General features: G+C 58.2%; 12 protein-coding genes. 11 read left to right on the top strand and 1 reads right to left on the bottom strand.

The window, feature by feature from the left end; all coding sequences use genetic code 11:
- The 6 genes from GN111_RS10220 (at position 1) to GN111_RS10245 (ending at position 7451) form a co-directional block, all read left to right on the top strand.
- Positions 1-798 carry an ABC transporter permease gene (locus tag GN111_RS10220; RefSeq protein ID WP_155303664.1) on the top strand — a complete coding sequence of 266 codons (798 nt, stop codon included), beginning with the start codon at positions 1-3 and terminating at the stop codon, positions 796-798.
- Between the two features lie 30 nt (positions 799-828).
- The gene (locus GN111_RS10225) at positions 829-1992 is read left to right on the top strand and encodes an extracellular solute-binding protein (protein ID WP_155303665.1); all 1164 of its coding nucleotides are present in this window, start codon (positions 829-831) and stop codon (positions 1990-1992) included.
- 210 nt (positions 1993-2202) lie between these two features.
- A complete protein-coding gene (locus tag GN111_RS10230) occupies positions 2203-3303 on the top strand; it encodes an ABC transporter ATP-binding protein (RefSeq protein WP_231715714.1) in 1101 nt (366 codons plus the stop codon).
- A gap of 248 nt (positions 3304-3551) precedes the next feature.
- A complete protein-coding gene (locus GN111_RS10235; protein WP_155303666.1) occupies positions 3552-4589 on the top strand; it encodes a proline racemase family protein in 1038 nt (345 codons plus the stop codon).
- A 51-nt stretch (positions 4590-4640) separates the two neighbouring features.
- A complete protein-coding gene (locus tag GN111_RS10240; protein ID WP_155303667.1) occupies positions 4641-6269 on the top strand; it encodes an amidohydrolase in 1629 nt (542 codons plus the stop codon).
- A 24-nt stretch (positions 6270-6293) separates the two neighbouring features.
- Positions 6294-7451: a pyridoxal phosphate-dependent aminotransferase gene (locus tag GN111_RS10245; protein WP_155303668.1), complete on the top strand. Its 1158-nt coding sequence runs from the start codon at positions 6294-6296 to the stop codon at positions 7449-7451.
- 63 nt (positions 7452-7514) lie between these two features.
- On the opposite strand, the gene GN111_RS10250 is transcribed toward GN111_RS10245, so the two are convergent.
- The gene (locus tag GN111_RS10250; RefSeq protein WP_155303669.1) at positions 7515-8630 is read right to left on the bottom strand and encodes an AI-2E family transporter; all 1116 of its coding nucleotides are present in this window, start codon (positions 8628-8630) and stop codon (positions 7515-7517) included.
- Between the two features lie 236 nt (positions 8631-8866).
- On the opposite strand from GN111_RS10250, the gene rarD reads away from it, so the two are divergent.
- The 5 genes from rarD to GN111_RS10275 all read left to right on the top strand — a co-directional run bounded on the left by rarD (position 8867) and on the right by GN111_RS10275 (position 16022).
- Entirely contained in the window at positions 8867-9778 is a 912-nt protein-coding gene (gene rarD, locus GN111_RS10255) for an EamA family transporter RarD (protein WP_155303670.1), read from the top strand.
- A 203-nt stretch (positions 9779-9981) separates the two neighbouring features.
- Positions 9982-11175: a hypothetical protein gene (locus GN111_RS10260; protein WP_155303671.1), complete on the top strand. Its 1194-nt coding sequence runs from the start codon at positions 9982-9984 to the stop codon at positions 11173-11175.
- A gap of 125 nt (positions 11176-11300) precedes the next feature.
- Positions 11301-13952 (top strand): valine--tRNA ligase, encoded by a 2652-nt coding sequence (locus GN111_RS10265; RefSeq protein WP_155303672.1) that lies wholly within the window; start codon positions 11301-11303, stop codon positions 13950-13952.
- A gap of 127 nt (positions 13953-14079) precedes the next feature.
- Positions 14080-14910: a carboxylating nicotinate-nucleotide diphosphorylase gene (gene nadC / locus GN111_RS10270; protein WP_155303673.1), complete on the top strand. Its 831-nt coding sequence runs from the start codon at positions 14080-14082 to the stop codon at positions 14908-14910.
- Positions 14911-15053: 143 nt separating this feature from the next.
- On the top strand, positions 15054-16022 hold the full coding sequence (locus GN111_RS10275; protein WP_155303674.1) for a rhomboid family intramembrane serine protease: 969 nt from the start codon (positions 15054-15056) through the stop codon (positions 16020-16022).
- Positions 16023-16057: the final 35 nt, after the last annotated feature.

Here is a 16057-nt window from a genome sequence, read left to right on the forward strand (position 1 = left end):
ATGAAACAGTTCTCTCCGGGATGGACGCTGATCCGGCTCTACACGATCATCGTTTACGTATTCCTGTTCGCGCCCATCGTCGTGGTCATCGTGCTGGCCTTCAATCCCAAGCAGTTCGGCATTTTTCCCATGGAAGGCGTCAGTTTCCGCTGGTTCGTCAAGCTGGCCCAGAACGAGTCGATTATCGAAGCCTTTAAAAACTCCCTTGTCCTGGGTTCGTGCACCGCCGCCATCGCCACCGGCATCGGCATCATGGCGGCCCTGGCCTTCATCCGCTTCGAGTTCCCCGGCAAGAATACCCTCAACACCCTGCTGCTCTCGCCAATCATGATTCCGGAGGTGGTGCTGGGCGTGGCCCTGCTCCTTTTCCTGCGCTGGCTGCAGCAGCCCAAGAGTTTCGCCCTGCTGCTCATCGGCCACGTGGTGTTGACTTTGCCCTACGTGCTGTTAATCGTCCAGGCGCGCCTGGTGGGCATTAAAAAAGAGTATGAGGAGGCAGCCAAGACTTTAGGGGCCAATGCTTTCCAGACCTTTCGGGACGTCACCTTCCCGCTGCTGCTGCCCGCCATTCTGGCTGGTGCGCTGTTTTCCTTTACCATCTCGTTCGATGACATCACCGCAACCCTTTTCTGGGCCACGGCACGCAACCAGACGGTACCGGTAAAAATCTTCAGCATGCTGAGAAATTCCATCAGCCCGGAAATCAACGCCCTGGGGGCCGTCATGATCGTGCTGACCATCGCCACCCCGCTGTTGGCCGGCTATCTGTCCAGAAAATTCTCAAAGTTCAAACCCTAACCCGAAAACCCAAAGCTGAAAGGAGAACCCATGGCCATCGTAACTACAGACAAACTGGATCGCGCCTATGAGGCGTACAAAAACGGCAAGCTCAGCCGGCGCCGCTTCCTGAAATACCTGGGTCTGGCCGGCGCATCCATCGGACTGGCCGGCGCTCCCTTTGCCGGAGCCGTCAGGAATGCCTGGGCAGCCAAATCCATCCGATTCGACGGCTGGGGTGGCTCGGTCTCCGAAGCCTTCCGCGAAAATGCCTTCAAGCCGTTTACCAAAGCCACCGGCATCGAGGTCATCGACGGCGAATTCGGCGACATGAACTCGTTTCTTACCCGCGTCAAGGCTTCCTTTCCACCCGGAGGAGAGTTCAACATCGCTCATTTGAGTGCGGTGTTCGACTATGCCCGCTACACCGACCTGGGATTCTCTTCGGTTCTGGACGAATCCAAGATTCCCAACCTGGCCAATGTCATGAAAGCCATGATCAAGCCGCTGCGGGAGATCACCAAGGGCACCCTGTCGGCCGTTCCCTACGACCTGGGCCAGACCGGCATCGCTTACAACACCAAGCACATCAGCAAGGAAAAGGCCGAAAAACTCGGTGCGTCGCTGCTGTGGGATAAGAGTCTGAAAGGCAAACTGGGCAGCTGGGGCGGCGATTTTCGGACCAACATGTGGTATGCGGCCCTGCACACCGGCCAGAGCCCCAACAACATGACCGATATGAAGGCCATCTGGGAAGCGCTTCGCGAACAGCGCGGCCTGATGAAAAAATACTGGGCCTCGGGCGCCGAACTGATGAGCCTGCTGGCCAACGAAGAAATCTATGCCACCGTGGCCTGGTCCGGGCGCGTGGCAGCCCTGCAGCAGGAAGGCCACCCCATCGGGTATCTTTCACCCAAGGGTACCTACTCCTGGATGGAATACCTGTATGTACTCAAGGGAACCGACATGGAAGTGGCCCAGAAGCTGCTCAATTTCATGCTGGAGCCCGCCGCTGCCATCGCCGTGGCCGAAGGCCAGAATTATCCGCCCAGCCTCGATCCCTCCAAGGTCAAGCTGACTGACAAGATCAAGAAGATGCCGGCTTTCGACCCCACCGGCAAACTGGAGGGCTACCTTTTCGCCAACCCGGCCTACTGGAATTCCCATCAGGTGGAGTGGACGGAGAAGTGGGATAGGATAAAAGCGGGTTCGTAAAAATTTAAACTTCCAAGTTTTTCGTCATTCCGGCGAAAGCCGGAATCCAGTCCTTTCAATTGATCATGGATGCCGGATCAAGTCCGGCATGACGTGTATGGTATTTTTACGAGGCCATCAAGTCCTGGCAGATAAAAAATCCGATCATCGGACCGTTGTCCGGCACCGGTCCGATGATCATAAACAAGCATAACAGGGAGACAGGCGAACGTGGCTACCGGCAACAAACCGCCCATGGTACAGTTCAAAGGCATCATGAAACGCTTCGGTAAAGTTGTGGCTGTCGAGAAGATGGACTTCGATATCGAAGAGGGATCGTTGGTAACCCTTCTGGGGCCTTCCGGCTGCGGCAAGACCACCCTTTTGCGAATGGTGGCCGGGTTGGAGGAACCCACCGAAGGGGATATCCTCATCAAGGGCAAACGCATCAACGACACGCCCATCCACAGACGCAACCTGGGCATGATTTTCCAGAACTACGCCCTGTTTCCCCACAAGACCATTTTCGACAATGTGGCCTTCGGCCTCAAATACCGTGACGTCTCCAAAAACGAGATCGAGAAGAAGGTCACCCGGGCCTTAGAAATGGTGCGCCTGCCCGGTGTGGAGAACCGCATGCCCAGCCAGTTGTCCGGCGGCCAGCAGCAGCGCATTGCCATGGCCCGCGCCATCGTGATCGAACCGGACGTCCTGCTGATGGACGAACCGCTGTCGGCACTGGACGAGAACCTGCGGGAGGAGATGCGCCGCGAGGTGGACAACCTCCAGCAGATGCTGGGCGTCACCACCATTTTCGTCACCCACGATCAGCGCGAAGCGTTGAGCATGTCCGACAAAATCCTGGTCATGAAAGACGGTCGCAAGCAGCAGGAGGGCGGTCCCGAATCCGTGTACAACGAACCGGTCAACCACTTCGTGGCCGGCTTTCTGGGCCACTCCAATTTCATTTCGGGAGAAGTCGTGGAGGTGGACGACAGCCACGTTCATGTCCGGATCGAAACCGGCGACATCCTTTTCGCGGAAAACAAAGGCGGGTTCTCCAAGGGCGACGCGGTGGAAATGATCGTGCGCGCTCAGCGTTTCGATGCCTTTCCCAAAGAGGAATTCAAACCGGTTCAGGGATTGAACCACTTCGAGGGCCGCATCAAAGACCGCAGCTACATGGGTGGCGAGGTCAGCTACTTCATCGAACTGGCCGCCGACCGGGAAATCCACATCATCAGTATGATGCGCACCCGCCTTTACAAAATCGGCGAGGCGGTCAGCGTCCAGGTGGCACCGCATCACTGCCACCTGATCCCGGCGGAATAAAACCGGCGCGGTTACCGCCTCAACCGTTTCTTCCAAACCTGAAAACAGCATCCGCCGTTTTCAGATTGTAATGAACTCGCAAAAAATCGTTTTTTCGGACAGCGTCGTAAAAAGTTTGAGATCAAGGCTTGCGAATCCCGAGCACTGCGGAGTACACATGGGTGCTCCGCAGTGACGAAGGATGAAGCGGTTCGCCGATATCGGACTTTTTACGGCGCTGTCAAGTTTTGCTTTTGAGGAGCCAAACGATGCTTACACTGGAAGGCCTCGAAAAAGGATTTTCCGAGCGTTATGGTGACCGCATCGTCACCATCGATTCCTACACCCAGGGAGAACCCACCCGGCTGCTGGTAGGCGGCATAGGAAGCCTGCCCGGCCCCACGATGAAGGACAAACGCAGCCATTTCGAAGCCCGTTTCGACCATGTTCGCAAGTTGCTGACCCGCGAACCCCGCGGGCACCGTGGGATCATGGCGGCGGTGGTGACCGAACCGGTCAGCGACAACGGCGCTTTCGGTCTCTTCTACATGGATGCCCGGCGCTATCCCTACCTGTGCGGCCATGCCACCATCGGGGCCGTTGCCACCCTGATCGAAGTCGGGGCATTGAAAGCCGAAGAGGGCGACACGGTGATCACGGTAGACACCCCCTCCGGGCCGCTGGATGCCCATACCCGCATCCGTGAAGGGCATGTGGAATCCGTGGCCATCGACATGGTGCCCTCGTTCGTTCTGGAAACGGATCGAAGCATCGATGTCCCCGGATTCGGCACGGTTCCCGTCGACCTGGTCTGCGTGGGCGGTTTTTTCGCCATGGTTTCGGCCCGCAAGATCGGCATCGATCTGATACCGGCCAACAGGGGCCGATTGGTATCCCTGGGAATGGACATCATCGACGCCGCCAACCGATCCGTCAATGTGGTCCACCCCGAGCGGCCGGAAGTGACCACGGTGGATGTCACCGAATTCTACGACGAGGACCCGCAGACCGGAAACGGCCGGGGTGTGGTGATCTACGGCGAATCTCACATGGACCGCTCGCCCTGCGGCACCGGCACCACGGCCAAGATGACCCTGCTGAACCACCACGGCAAGCTCGATCCCGGAGAGACTTACCGCAATGCCGGCCCCCTCGGTACGGTGTTCGAAGGACGGATCGTAAAGAAAGTGGCCATCGGCCAATTCGACGGCATCGTGGGTCAGATCCGAGGCAACGCCCAGATTACCGGCTACCACCAGTTTGTGGTGGACGATGCCGATCCGTTCCCCGAAGGGTTTTTGTTGTAACGGAAAATAGCCTTCGGACCCTTTTGCACTAACGAAAAGAAAGAAGTCGGTATGCCTTCCCCCCTCTTCTCACCTGACCTCATTTTCTTCAACGGCGCCATCGCCACCCAAAATTCCGGGCAGCCCTTCGCCCAGGCCGTAGCCGTCGGAAACGGTCGAATCCTGGCCGTTGGAGAAGACAACGACATCCTGAAACTGGCCGGAGCCGGTACCGAAAAGATCGATCTTGACGGCCGTCTGGTGGTGCCGGGATTCATCGACACCCATATTCATTTTTATGAATGGGCCCTCAACCGCCAGGGCCTCAGGCTGGATGACCTCACCTGCATCGAGGATCTGGCTTCGCGGTTGCAGCAGGCGGCCGCAAATCAGCCGACCGGCCGGTGGATCATGGGCCAGGGTTGGAACGAAACCGACTGGACGGCGCCGCGCATGCCCACCCGCGATGTGCTGGACAAGGCCGCGCCCGATCATCCCGTGCTGCTGTGGCGCTGCGACCTGCACCTGGCGGCGGCCAACTCGCCGGCCCTGAAACTGGCCGGAATCGATGCCGACACCCCTGATCCCCCGGAGGGCCGGATCGAGCGCGATGCCGCGGGTAACCCCACCGGCATCCTGCGGGAACTGGCCATCAATCTGGCCCGCGATGCCGTGGCCCCGCCGGATTCCGATCAAATCATGCGGGCCTTTGCAGACGCCACCGGCGCCCTGCATCGTCGGGGCGTTACCGGCATCGTCGATGTCCGGCTGATGAACGACAAGGACGGCGTCAGCGCCCTGCAGACCTTCCAGAAAATGGATGCCACCGGCGACTTGGCATTGCGCTCCTGGGTGAGCCTGCCGGGCGAGCAGTTGGACGCCATTATCGGTCTGGGCCTGCGCACGGGATTCGGCGGCGACCGGCTGCGCATCGGCCACGTGAAGTATTTCTCGGACGGCGGCATGGGCGCCCGCACGGCCTGGATGATCGATCCCTTTTTAGATGCCGAATGCGGGATGCCCCTGATGGATATGGACTGCCTTGCCAACGATGTGGACCGGGCCGACGCGGCCGGTCTCTCGGTGATGATTCATGCAGTGGGCGACCGGGCCAACCGCGAACTGATCGACCTGTTCGAAAATCTCGAATCCCGACGGAACCGTTCCGGACGCCCGCGACCGGCCATTTCCCACCGGATCGAGCACGTCCAGATGATCCGCCCCGAAGATGCCGACCGCCTGGGCCGCTTGCATCTGGCCCTGTGCGTGACGCCTTCCAATATGGTTTTGGACATGAACCTCATCGATGCAGCCGTGGGTGAAAAAGGCCGCTGGTGCTATGCCTTTCGCCGCCTGCTGGACACCGGTGCCCCGGTCATGTTCAGCTCGGACTGCCCGGTATGCGACCCGGCACCGCTGCCGGCCATCCACGCCGCGGCCACCCGGCAGCGCAGCGACGGCACCCCGCAATCCGGCTGGCACCCGGAAGAGCGGATTACCGTGGCCGAGGCCCTGGCTGCCTATACCGCCACGCCGGCGAAGGTCCACCAGGCTAACGATCTGGGCGTGATCGCACCGGGGAAAAAATCCGACCTGGTAGTTCTCAGCGAGAATATTCTTGAAATTGAGCCCTCCCGAATCTCCGAAACCCGGGTCGATATGACGGTTTTCGGCGGGAGGATTGTCCATCGAGAAATTTGACGACGCAACCCATAAGGAACACCCATGCCGAAAACCGCCGAACGTCTGACCCGCTTTACCGAGTCCGTCATCCGTGAGATGACCCGCGTGGCCAATCAATATGACGCCATCAACCTCTCCCAGGGGTTTCCCGACGCCGATCCGCCGGCCGAGGTGCTGGCCGCCGGGAAACGCGCCATGGCCGAGGGGCCGCATCAGTACGCCATCACCTGGGGGGCGCCGCGCTTTCGCAAGGCCCTTGTGGACAAGCAGCGGCACTGGATGGGAATCGACCTGGACGCCGACGCCCATGTGGTGGTTACCTGCGGCAGCACCGAAGCCATGATGACGGCCATGATGACGGCCTGCAATCCCGGCGACAAGGTGATCGTCTTTTCTCCCTATTACGAGAATTACGGCGCTGACACGATCCTCAGCGGGGCCGAACCGATCTATGTACCTCTGCACCCCCCGGATTTCAATTTCGAGCCGGCCCAATTGCGCACGGCTTTCGAAAAGGGCCCCAAGGCCATCGTGTTGTGCAACCCGTCCAATCCCTCAGGGAAAGTATTCTCCCTCGAAGAGCTGCAGACCATCGCCGACCTGGCCAGGGAGTTCGACGCCTTCGTCATCACGGACGAGGTTTACGAACACATCGTCTACCCGCCCTACCGCCACCATTACATGGCCGCCTTGCCGGGCATGTTCGAACGCACCATTTCGTGCAGTTCCCTGTCCAAAACCTACAACATGACCGGCTGGCGCCTGGGATATGTAATCGGCCCGGAAGCTGTGATCGCAGGGGCCCGCAAGGTGCACGATTTTCTCACCGTCGGCGCCGCGGCCCCCCTTCAGGAGGCGGCCGTGACCGCCCTGGAACTTCCCTTGAGCTATTACGAGAATCTCACGGCGGACTACACCCGCAAGCGGGATCTGTTTCTGGGATACCTGGACGAAGCCGGACTGGCTTATACCCAACCCCAGGGTGCTTATTATGTGATGGTGGACTGCAGCGAATTCGGCGTGGCCGACGACAACGAATTCTGTCGCTGGATGGCAGAGAAGGTGGGCGTGGCAGCCGTCCCCGGCTCCAGCTTCTTCCACGAACCGGTGAACCACCTCATCCGGCTGCACTTCTCGCGGTCCGAGGAAATTCTGGCCGAAACGGGAAAACGGTTAAAAAGGCTCAAATCGCTCATATAGCAGCGCTTTCATCCTGGCCGCGGAAAGGATTGCGGGCCATGGCCGTTAAACCAGGCACTGCGATTATTCTCTATCTGAAACGTCCTCGGCCTGCTCCTGCTTTTTGCGCAAAATATATCCGGTATCCGGCAGGATATGGGCAAAGGCCTGCCCGTAAATCTCCCAGATGGTCACGAACAGGGCCGCGATGATCGGACCGATGATCACGCCCACCATCCCGAACATGAAAATGCCGCCCATGGTGCCGAAGAAAATCATCAGCTCGTGCATCTGGGTATCTTTGCCCACCAGAATGGGCCGCAACAGATTGTCCAGGCTGCCGACGACCAGACCGCAGAAGACCAGCAGGCCCACGGCCTTGCCGATGGCGCCCCCGAATCCCAATATTGCCGCGGCAGGCAGCCAGACAACGGCCGTTCCGACGCTGGGAATGATGGAGAGCACCACCATGATCACCCCCCAGAAGGTGGCACTTGGAATACCCACCGCCCAGAAAGCCAGACCGGCCAGCCCCCCCTGGAGAATACCGATGACCGCGGTGCCTTTCAATGTCGCCCGGGTCACCGAGGTGAACCGTTCCAGCATCTGCTGCTCCTCCTTGTCCTGTAGGGGAAGGTAGTAGAGTATTTTCTCCAGCAGTTTCTCTCCGTCCATCAAAAAGAAATACATGGTGTAGAGCCAGACGAAGAGCATGAAAAGCAGGTTGACGGCGCCGACGGCCGCTGACGAGAGGTTGTTGACCAGAAACTGGCTGATGCCGCCCACCAGTTCGCCGGCCTTGCGCAGGATCAATTCGCTGTGCGGGGCGATCTTATCGTAGTAGGGAATGGTTTCCAGAAAATGGTTGATCCCGCCGGGCTGGTTGATTTGGGTTTTCACCCAGGGAACGGCCGACTGGCTGACCTTGATGGCCTGACCGGTGACAACCCCCGTGAGAACGCCCAACGGCACCACGACCACGATGACGATCAGCACCAGCGTAAGCACCGAGGCCAGACTGCGCCTTCCCTTAAGCGCCGTTTCCAGCCAATGATAGATGGGCCGGGTCAGGGCCGCAAAGATACCGGCCAGAAAAATCGCCATCAGAAAAGACCGGATCATGGAAAGAAAAACGGCTGAAATAAAGACCACCAGTAAAACGACGACAAAACCGTTTACCCGTTCGTTGCTGTTACTCATGACTGTTTCGCTCCCATCTGGTTGGCGGCGGATACAAACCTTGGGGACATTGTCCCTCTGGTATGAACAAAGGCGATCTTATCCTAAAAAACGCGGAAGGACAAATCCGTCGTGACGCTGACGGATCGATTGATGCAGGGCAAGTGCGTTTGGCGATGAATCGTCTCTTGACCGCCATCCGGTTTCTGGTAAAAGGAGACCTTTGTCCTTCTTGATGGAAATGAAAAGAGACGCCGATGCCCGAAATCCCTTCAACCCCAGACCGCCAATCGCCGGCCGGTGTTTTGTTTGCCTTTTTTGCGTTCCTCATCTGGGGGTTGAGCCCCGTTTACTGGAAGGCCCTTGGCCAGGTGGACGCCCTGGAAATCATCCTCCATCGGGTGATCTGGTCATTTGCCTTTCTCATGCCGCTGGTGTGGTTCGGCCGGCAGTGGAACGATTTTAAAAACGCGTTGAAGCGCCCTCGAATCATGGGCATTTTGCTGGTCACATCGATTCTGGTGGGTGCCAACTGGTTGATCTACATCTGGGCAGTCAACAACGGCCGCGTGCTCCAGGCCAGTTTGGGCTACTACATCAACCCGCTGGTCAACATCGTCCTGGGAATGATCTTTCTGGGCGAACGGCTGCGGCGGGCTCAATCCGTTGCCGTAGCTCTGGCGACACTGGGCGTACTCAATCTCGCCTTCCGCTACGGGGTCTTTCCCTGGGTCTCCCTGGCCTTGGCATTCAGCTTCGGCTTATACGGGCTGGTGCGTAAAGTGGCGGCCGTCGGACCTCTGGCCGGCCTGACCGTGGAAACCCTGCTGCTCACGGTTCCTGCCGGCCTGTGGGTATTTCACCTTCACCAGAACCATACGGGTGCTTTCTTGAGATCCGGCGGTCATATCGATCTGCTGCTGATGGGCACAGGGGTTCTGACGGCGACTCCATTGCTGCTGTTCAATCTGGGGGCCAAACGCATCACGTTGGCGACCCTGGGCTTCATTCAATACACAGCGCCGACCGGTATGCTCCTTTTGGGAATCACCATGTTCGATGAACCCTTTACCCGCATTCAGGCGGTAACCTTCGGACTCATATGGATTGCGCTGGCCATTTATTCGTGGGACACGGTGAGGATTCATCGCCAACGCCCCTCCCGTTGATCGAAATTTTTCCGGTCCGCCGACTCCAAGAAGGGGCGGATTGTGATTTTTATCAAGAATCCAAATAAGTTGACAGGTTTGATGCCGTGTGGTAACAATTTTTTGATATCTGCTTTGCCGGTTTCCTCGAAATCCATCGCAAGGCCGCCGGAAACGACCCGCAAAAAGGGGTTTTCATCAAACAAGGCGAACGGGAGATAACTATGGATGGTCGCCAGAAGCCTGATCCGCAGCAGGAAAACAAGAACGACCTGAACGACGATGAGATCATCGACCTGACCCATGTAGTTGACGATGCGGCCAACGATGACATCATCGACCTGACCGAGGTTCTGGAACAGCCCGATCCCTCGCCGACAACGGACGGGGATAACGATGAAACGCTGCCCCCTCCGGAAGATGCCGTACCGGCCGATGCGCCCCTTGAACCCGCTGCACAAATCGATGACGACATTATCGACCTCACCGATATGGCCGATATGACCGCCGCGCCGGAAGCGCCTGCCGCCGATTCGTCTTCCAAGGCATCCGAAGACGAACCGGATGATGGGATCATCGACCTTATGGACGTGGCCACTACGCTCGAGACCGAAATCAGTGCAACCGAAGACGAAGCCTCCCAGCAGACCCAGGAAGAATCAAAGCAACCGGCCGAAGAGGAAGAAGAGGTCATCGATCTGCTCGAGGTCGCCGAGGCTCCCCAGCCCGAGATGGTTCAAAACGAGCCGGAAATCCCGGACACCACAGCTATAGAAGAATCCCAGCCGGAAGAAGAGGAAGAGGAGGTTATCGATCTGCTCGAAGTCGCCGAGGCTCCCCAGCCCCAGATGATTCAAGACGAGCCGGAAATCCCGGACACCACGGCTATAGAAGAACCCCATTCGGAAGAAGAGGAAGAGGAGGTTATCGATCTGCTCGAAACGGCCGACATTGCCCAGCTCCAGGCTGCCGAAGACGAGGCGGATGACGAATTCCCGGATCTGGAAAGCAGGGCTGACATGCTGCTGAAGGATACGGACAAACCCGTGGATTCCGAAACACCCGAGGAGGCTGCCGAAACCGCAGGCCCCGATGCCGACTTCAGCCTTTTTGAAGCGGAACCGGCAGCCGAAGAAACGGGAGCGTCCGAACCTTTTGAGCCGGTGGGTGCGACGGTCGACGAACCGGACAGTGGTGCCATGTTCGTGCCGGCCACACCCCCTGAAACGCCGGAGGTCGAAGAACCCCTCTCTCTTACCGATGAACAGATCGAAGCGGCCCTGACACGGACAATCGAAAAGATTTACGGTGAAAAAATCGAACAATTGATGCTTCAAACCATCGAAAAAACCGTCAAACGGGAAATCGAGAAAATCAAGACTGCCCTGCTCGATGACAGCGACGGCATGTCCGGGTAGCCGGGCGCGCCTTTGGCATCAGTATAAAACAGCGTACACTGGGGATTATCGACTAATCCCCTTTTCCATTTTTTTGCGGCCTGGTATCGGCTACCGGGCCGTTTTGTACAAGGAGCACGATCCCCATGAGTCGCGATTTACTGGACAAGAGTTATTCCCCCGAAGAAGTTGAAAAGCGCTGGTACAGTTACTGGGAAAACGAAAAACTGTTCGCCGCGGATGAGAGCACGATCCGGAAGCCCTATTCCATTGTCATCCCGCCCCCCAATGTCACCGGCGTTCTGCATATGGGGCATGCGCTGAACAACACCATGCAGGACATCATGTGCCGCTACCGCCGCCTGAAGGGCGACAGCGTCCTGTGGATGCCGGGAACGGACCACGCCGGCATCGCCACGCAGAACGTGGTGGAGAAAAAACTGGCAGCCGAAGGCACCGACAGGCATGCGCTGGGAAGAGAGAAGTTCATCGAGTCGGTGTGGGAATGGCGCAAGCAGTACGGCAGTGCCATCATCAACCAGCTCAAGCGGCTGGGCGCCTCCTGCGACTGGGATCGGGAGCGCTTCACCATGGACGAAGGGCTCTCGAAAGCGGTGCGCAAAGTCTTCGTCCAGCTTTATGACGAGGGATTGATCTACCAGGGGGACTACATCATCAACTGGTGCTGCCGCTGTCATACGGCCCTGTCCGACCTGGAAGTGGAGCACGAAGAGCTGGACGGCAACTTCTACCACATCCGCTATCCCTATGCCGATGGCAGCGGGTCGGTCACCGTGGCCACCACCCGTCCGGAGACCATGCTGGGGGATACGGCCGTGGCCATCCACCCGGAGGACGAGCGCTACGCCGACCTGTCCGCCACGGCGGTCATCCTGCCGCTGATGGACCGTGAGATCCCCATCATCCGGGATACCTACGTGGACCTGTCCACCGGCACCGGCGCCTTGAAAGTCACTCCGGCCCATGACCCCAACGATTTTGAAATCGGTAACCGCCACGGTCTGCCCAGTGTCAAAGTGATAGCCGACGACGGCACCATGACCGAAGAAGCCGGTCGGTTCAAGGGGTTGGACCGCTTCGAATGCCGCAAGGCAGTGGTGGAAGCCCTGAAGGCCGAGGGCCTGCTGGAACGGATTGAACCCCATCGCCACAGTGTGGGGCACTGCTATCGATGTAAAACCGTGGTCGAACCCAACCTCTCAAGGCAGTGGTTCGTCAAGGCCAAGCCTCTGGCCCAAAAAGCCATCGAAGCGGTGGAAACCGGAAAAACCCGAATCATACCGGAGTCCTGGACGAAGACCTACTATGAGTGGATGTACAACATTCGCGACTGGTGCATCTCCCGTCAGATCTGGTGGGGGCATCAGATTCCGGCCTGGACCTGCCAGGGCTGCCGCAAAATGATCGTGGCCATGGATGCCCCGGACATCTGCCCGGACTGCGGTTCCACCGACCTGGTGCAGGAGACCGACGTGCTGGACACCTGGTTCAGTTCGGCCTTGTGGCCCTTTTCCACCATGGGTTGGCCGGAGGAAACACCTCTTCTCAAAACCTACTATCCCACCTCGGTGCTGGTCACCGGGTTCGACATCCTCTTCTTCTGGGTTGCGCGCATGATGATGATGGGCATCCACTTCATGAAAGAGATCCCCTTTCACGATGTATACGTGCACGCCCTGGTCCGCGACGAAGAGGGCAAGAAGATGAGCAAATCCAAGGGCAATGTCATCGACCCGCTCAATGTCATCGACCACTACGGCACCGACGCCTTTCGCTTCACCCTGGCCGCCTTTGCCGCCCAGGGCCGGGATGTCAAGATGAGCGAAAAAAGAGTGGAAGGCTACCGCCATTTCATCAACAAATTGTGGAATGCCGCCCGCTTTTCGTTGATGCACCTGGACAAAGGCTTTGACGCCATTGAAGAGAAAAACCTCTCCCTGCAGGACCGCTGGATCGTCTCCCGCTTAGATGGCGTCGTCAAACAGACGGAACAGGCCCTGGACGAATACAAATTCAATGAAGCCGCCGGCGCAGTGTACCAGTTTGTCTGGCACGAGCTGTGCGACTGGTATCTGGAGGCCATCAAACCCACCTTGTACGACAAGGAGGGCACTGCCGCCAAAACCGCCAGCCTGTCGGTCCTCTGGCATGTTTTCAGGGATGCCCTGATCCTGCTGCATCCTTTCGCACCCTTTGTCACTGAAGAAATCTGGCATGCCCTGCCCGGAACCGAGGGCTCCATCATGAAAGCGGCCTGGCCGGACCGGGTCATTCCGGGCAGCGATCCGGATGCGGAAACGCAGATGCAGACCGTCATGGCGGTGATCACCGGCATCCGGAATGTACGCGGCGAAATGAACATCTCCCCTTCCACGGCCCTCACCGTGGCGGTAAAACCGGAAAATCCGGAAACCGGCCTCGTGGTGGAAAGAAACCGGGAGATGATCGAGAACCTGGCCCGCCTCGACGGGATGACGGTGGATGCGGCCATGGAAGGCCCCAAAGCAGCGGCCACGGTGCTGGTTGGCGGTGCCACGGTGTTTGTGCTGCTGGAGGGCATCATCGATTTTGCCCAGGAGCAGACGCGCCTGGAAAAAGAGATCGGCAAACTGACCAAGGAACTGGCCGGGATGAACAAAAAGCTGGGCAACGAGGACTTTCTCGGCAAAGCCCCCGCCGACGTCGTGGCCGGCGTCCGAGAAAAACATGCGGCCAAGCTTGAAAAACAGCATGCATTGGAAGCCACATTGGAACGCATCAAGGCGATGATGGAGTAAGGTCCGAAGTCGGAGGACAGAAATCAGAGATCGGACATCCGACCTCCGTCTTCCGTTCAACCACAAGACGGTATCGCATGAGAATTCCGAAGGAATGGACGATGCGACGCTGGCATAGGAAACCACCATGCACACCATCGAAGACCTGATCCAACTGGCCCTCAGGGAAGACATCGGGCCCGGCGATATCACTACGGACAACCTCGTGGAAGCGGGGGTGTCCGGATTTGGAATCCTTTTGGCCAAACAGGACCTTGTCATCGCAGGTTTGGCGGTAGCCGAAACCGTTTTCAAAACGCTGGATCCCAAGATCGAATTCACGGCAAGCTTCACCGACGGCCAAAAAGTCCGTTCGGGAAACACTGTCGCCACCCTAAAAGGGTCTCTGAAAGCCCTGCTGAAGGGCGAACGCACCGCCCTGAACTTTCTGCAGCGCATGTCCGGCATCGCCACTCAGGCCAACGATTTGGTGGCCAAGGTCGCCGGAACGAACGTAAAACTGGTGGACACCCGCAAGACCACACCCGGCTGGCGGGAACTGGAAAAATATTCCGTGCGCATGGGCGGCGCCCACAACCACCGCATGGGACTGTATGACGGTGTGCTGATCAAGGACAACCACATCGCCGTCTGCGGCGGAATCGCCAATGCGGTCAAAAAGGTCCGGCGGGAGATTTCTCACCTGGTCAAGGTGGAGGTCGAGGCTTCCAGCATGGAAGAGGTCGAAACGGCCCTGGCCGCCGGAGCGGACATCATTATGCTGGACAACATGGACCTCGACCAGATCGGTCAGGCCGTGAGGTTGATCAACAAAAAAGCTCTGGTGGAAGTTTCCGGCAACGTCACCGGCGAGCGCCTTGCGGATCTGGCCCGCACCGGTGTGGACCTGATCTCCATGGGCGCCCTGACCCACTCGGCCGTAGCCGTGGACCTGAGCATGAAGATCGAATCGAATTGAAAAAGCTGATTTCTCAACGCGCCTTGCAGCAATCGATTCAAAGATAGTGGATTTGGCAAGGCCAGAGGGAGGAAGCTGTATTACAACATACCGCGACGACCGATAACGCAGTCCAAAAGCATTATCTTTGAATCGATAAAAACATGATTCCGATTCGCGACACCACCCCGTCCAAATCCGTGCCGATCGTCAACAACACCATCATCGGCATCAACGTGGTGTTTTTTCTGGTTCAGTTGGCCCATGGGCAGGCCCAGGACCATTTCGTCTACCTTTACGGCCTGGTGCCGGCCAAGTTCACCGTGCCCCAGGTGTCGGCCTATTTCTCGCTGGGCCAGAAGATCCTGTCCCTGTTCACCTTCATGTTCCTTCACGGCGGGTTCATCCATCTGATTGGAAACATGTGGTCGCTCTTTATTTTCGGCGATAATGTGGAAGACCGCCTGGGTTCGGCCCGCTATATCGTTTTCTATCTGTTGTGCGGTCTGGCCTCCGGCCTGATCCATCTGCTGTTCAATGCCCACTCCAACATCCCCACCATCGGCGCCAGCGGGGCCATTGCCGGCGTTATGGGAGCCTATTTCATTCTCTATCCCGGTTCGCGCATCCTCACCCTGATCCCCATTGTCTTCATCCCCTGGTTCGTCGAGATTCCGGCCTTCTTTTTCCTGGGGCTCTGGTTCGTTCTGCAGTTGTTCAACGCGGCGGGGAGTTCAGGCCAGGCAGGTGGGATCGCCTGGTGGGCGCACATCGGAGGATTCGTTTGCGGCATTCTTTTTCTCAAGCTGTTCGACCGCATCCCCTCTGCAGGCATCAGCCAGCGCATGCGTCCCGAAAGAAAACACTCCCACCGTTTCCAGGTGGTCAAGACCAACCGCGGCAGGGAGGAAGCCAATCTTTACGGCACCCTTATCATCACCCAGTACGAGGCCCTGGTTGGCGCCCGCAAGCTGATCACCGTCCCCTGGGGCATTCAAAATCGTCTGTTCAACGTCATCGTGCCACAGGGAATCGAAGACGGGCAGGTGCTGCGCCTGAAAGGGATCGGCCGCCCCCGGGGCGACGGCACTCGTGGAGATATGATGCTCAAGATCAAGATTCAGCACGTCTGATCCGGGAGTGGCGCACGCCGGCCATTCGGTCGGAC

This window comes from Desulfosarcina widdelii (genome assembly GCF_009688965.1).
Classification (GTDB): Bacteria; Desulfobacterota; Desulfobacteria; order Desulfobacterales; family Desulfosarcinaceae; genus Desulfosarcina; species Desulfosarcina widdelii.

What these genes read in the sequence shown, in the direction of transcription:
- GN111_RS10240 (WP_155303667.1), top strand. Translation starts at nt 4,641, where the DNA reads ATGCCTTCCCCCCTCTTCTCACCTGACCTCATTTTCTTCAACGGCGCC.
- GN111_RS10250 (WP_155303669.1), bottom strand. Translation starts at nt 8,630, where the DNA reads ATGAGTAACAGCAACGAACGGGTAAACGGTTTTGTCGTCGTTTTACTG.
- GN111_RS10235 (WP_155303666.1), top strand. Translation starts at nt 3,552, where the DNA reads ATGCTTACACTGGAAGGCCTCGAAAAAGGATTTTCCGAGCGTTATGGT.
- GN111_RS10260 (WP_155303671.1), top strand. Translation starts at nt 9,982, where the DNA reads ATGGATGGTCGCCAGAAGCCTGATCCGCAGCAGGAAAACAAGAACGAC.
- GN111_RS10265 (WP_155303672.1), top strand. Translation starts at nt 11,301, where the DNA reads ATGAGTCGCGATTTACTGGACAAGAGTTATTCCCCCGAAGAAGTTGAA.
- GN111_RS10225 (WP_155303665.1), top strand. Translation starts at nt 829, where the DNA reads ATGGCCATCGTAACTACAGACAAACTGGATCGCGCCTATGAGGCGTAC.
- rarD (WP_155303670.1), top strand. Translation starts at nt 8,867, where the DNA reads ATGCCCGAAATCCCTTCAACCCCAGACCGCCAATCGCCGGCCGGTGTT.
- GN111_RS10275 (WP_155303674.1), top strand. Translation starts at nt 15,054, where the DNA reads ATGATTCCGATTCGCGACACCACCCCGTCCAAATCCGTGCCGATCGTC.
- nadC (WP_155303673.1), top strand. Translation starts at nt 14,080, where the DNA reads ATGCACACCATCGAAGACCTGATCCAACTGGCCCTCAGGGAAGACATC.
- GN111_RS10220 (WP_155303664.1), top strand. Translation starts at nt 1, where the DNA reads ATGAAACAGTTCTCTCCGGGATGGACGCTGATCCGGCTCTACACGATC.
- GN111_RS10245 (WP_155303668.1), top strand. Translation starts at nt 6,294, where the DNA reads ATGCCGAAAACCGCCGAACGTCTGACCCGCTTTACCGAGTCCGTCATC.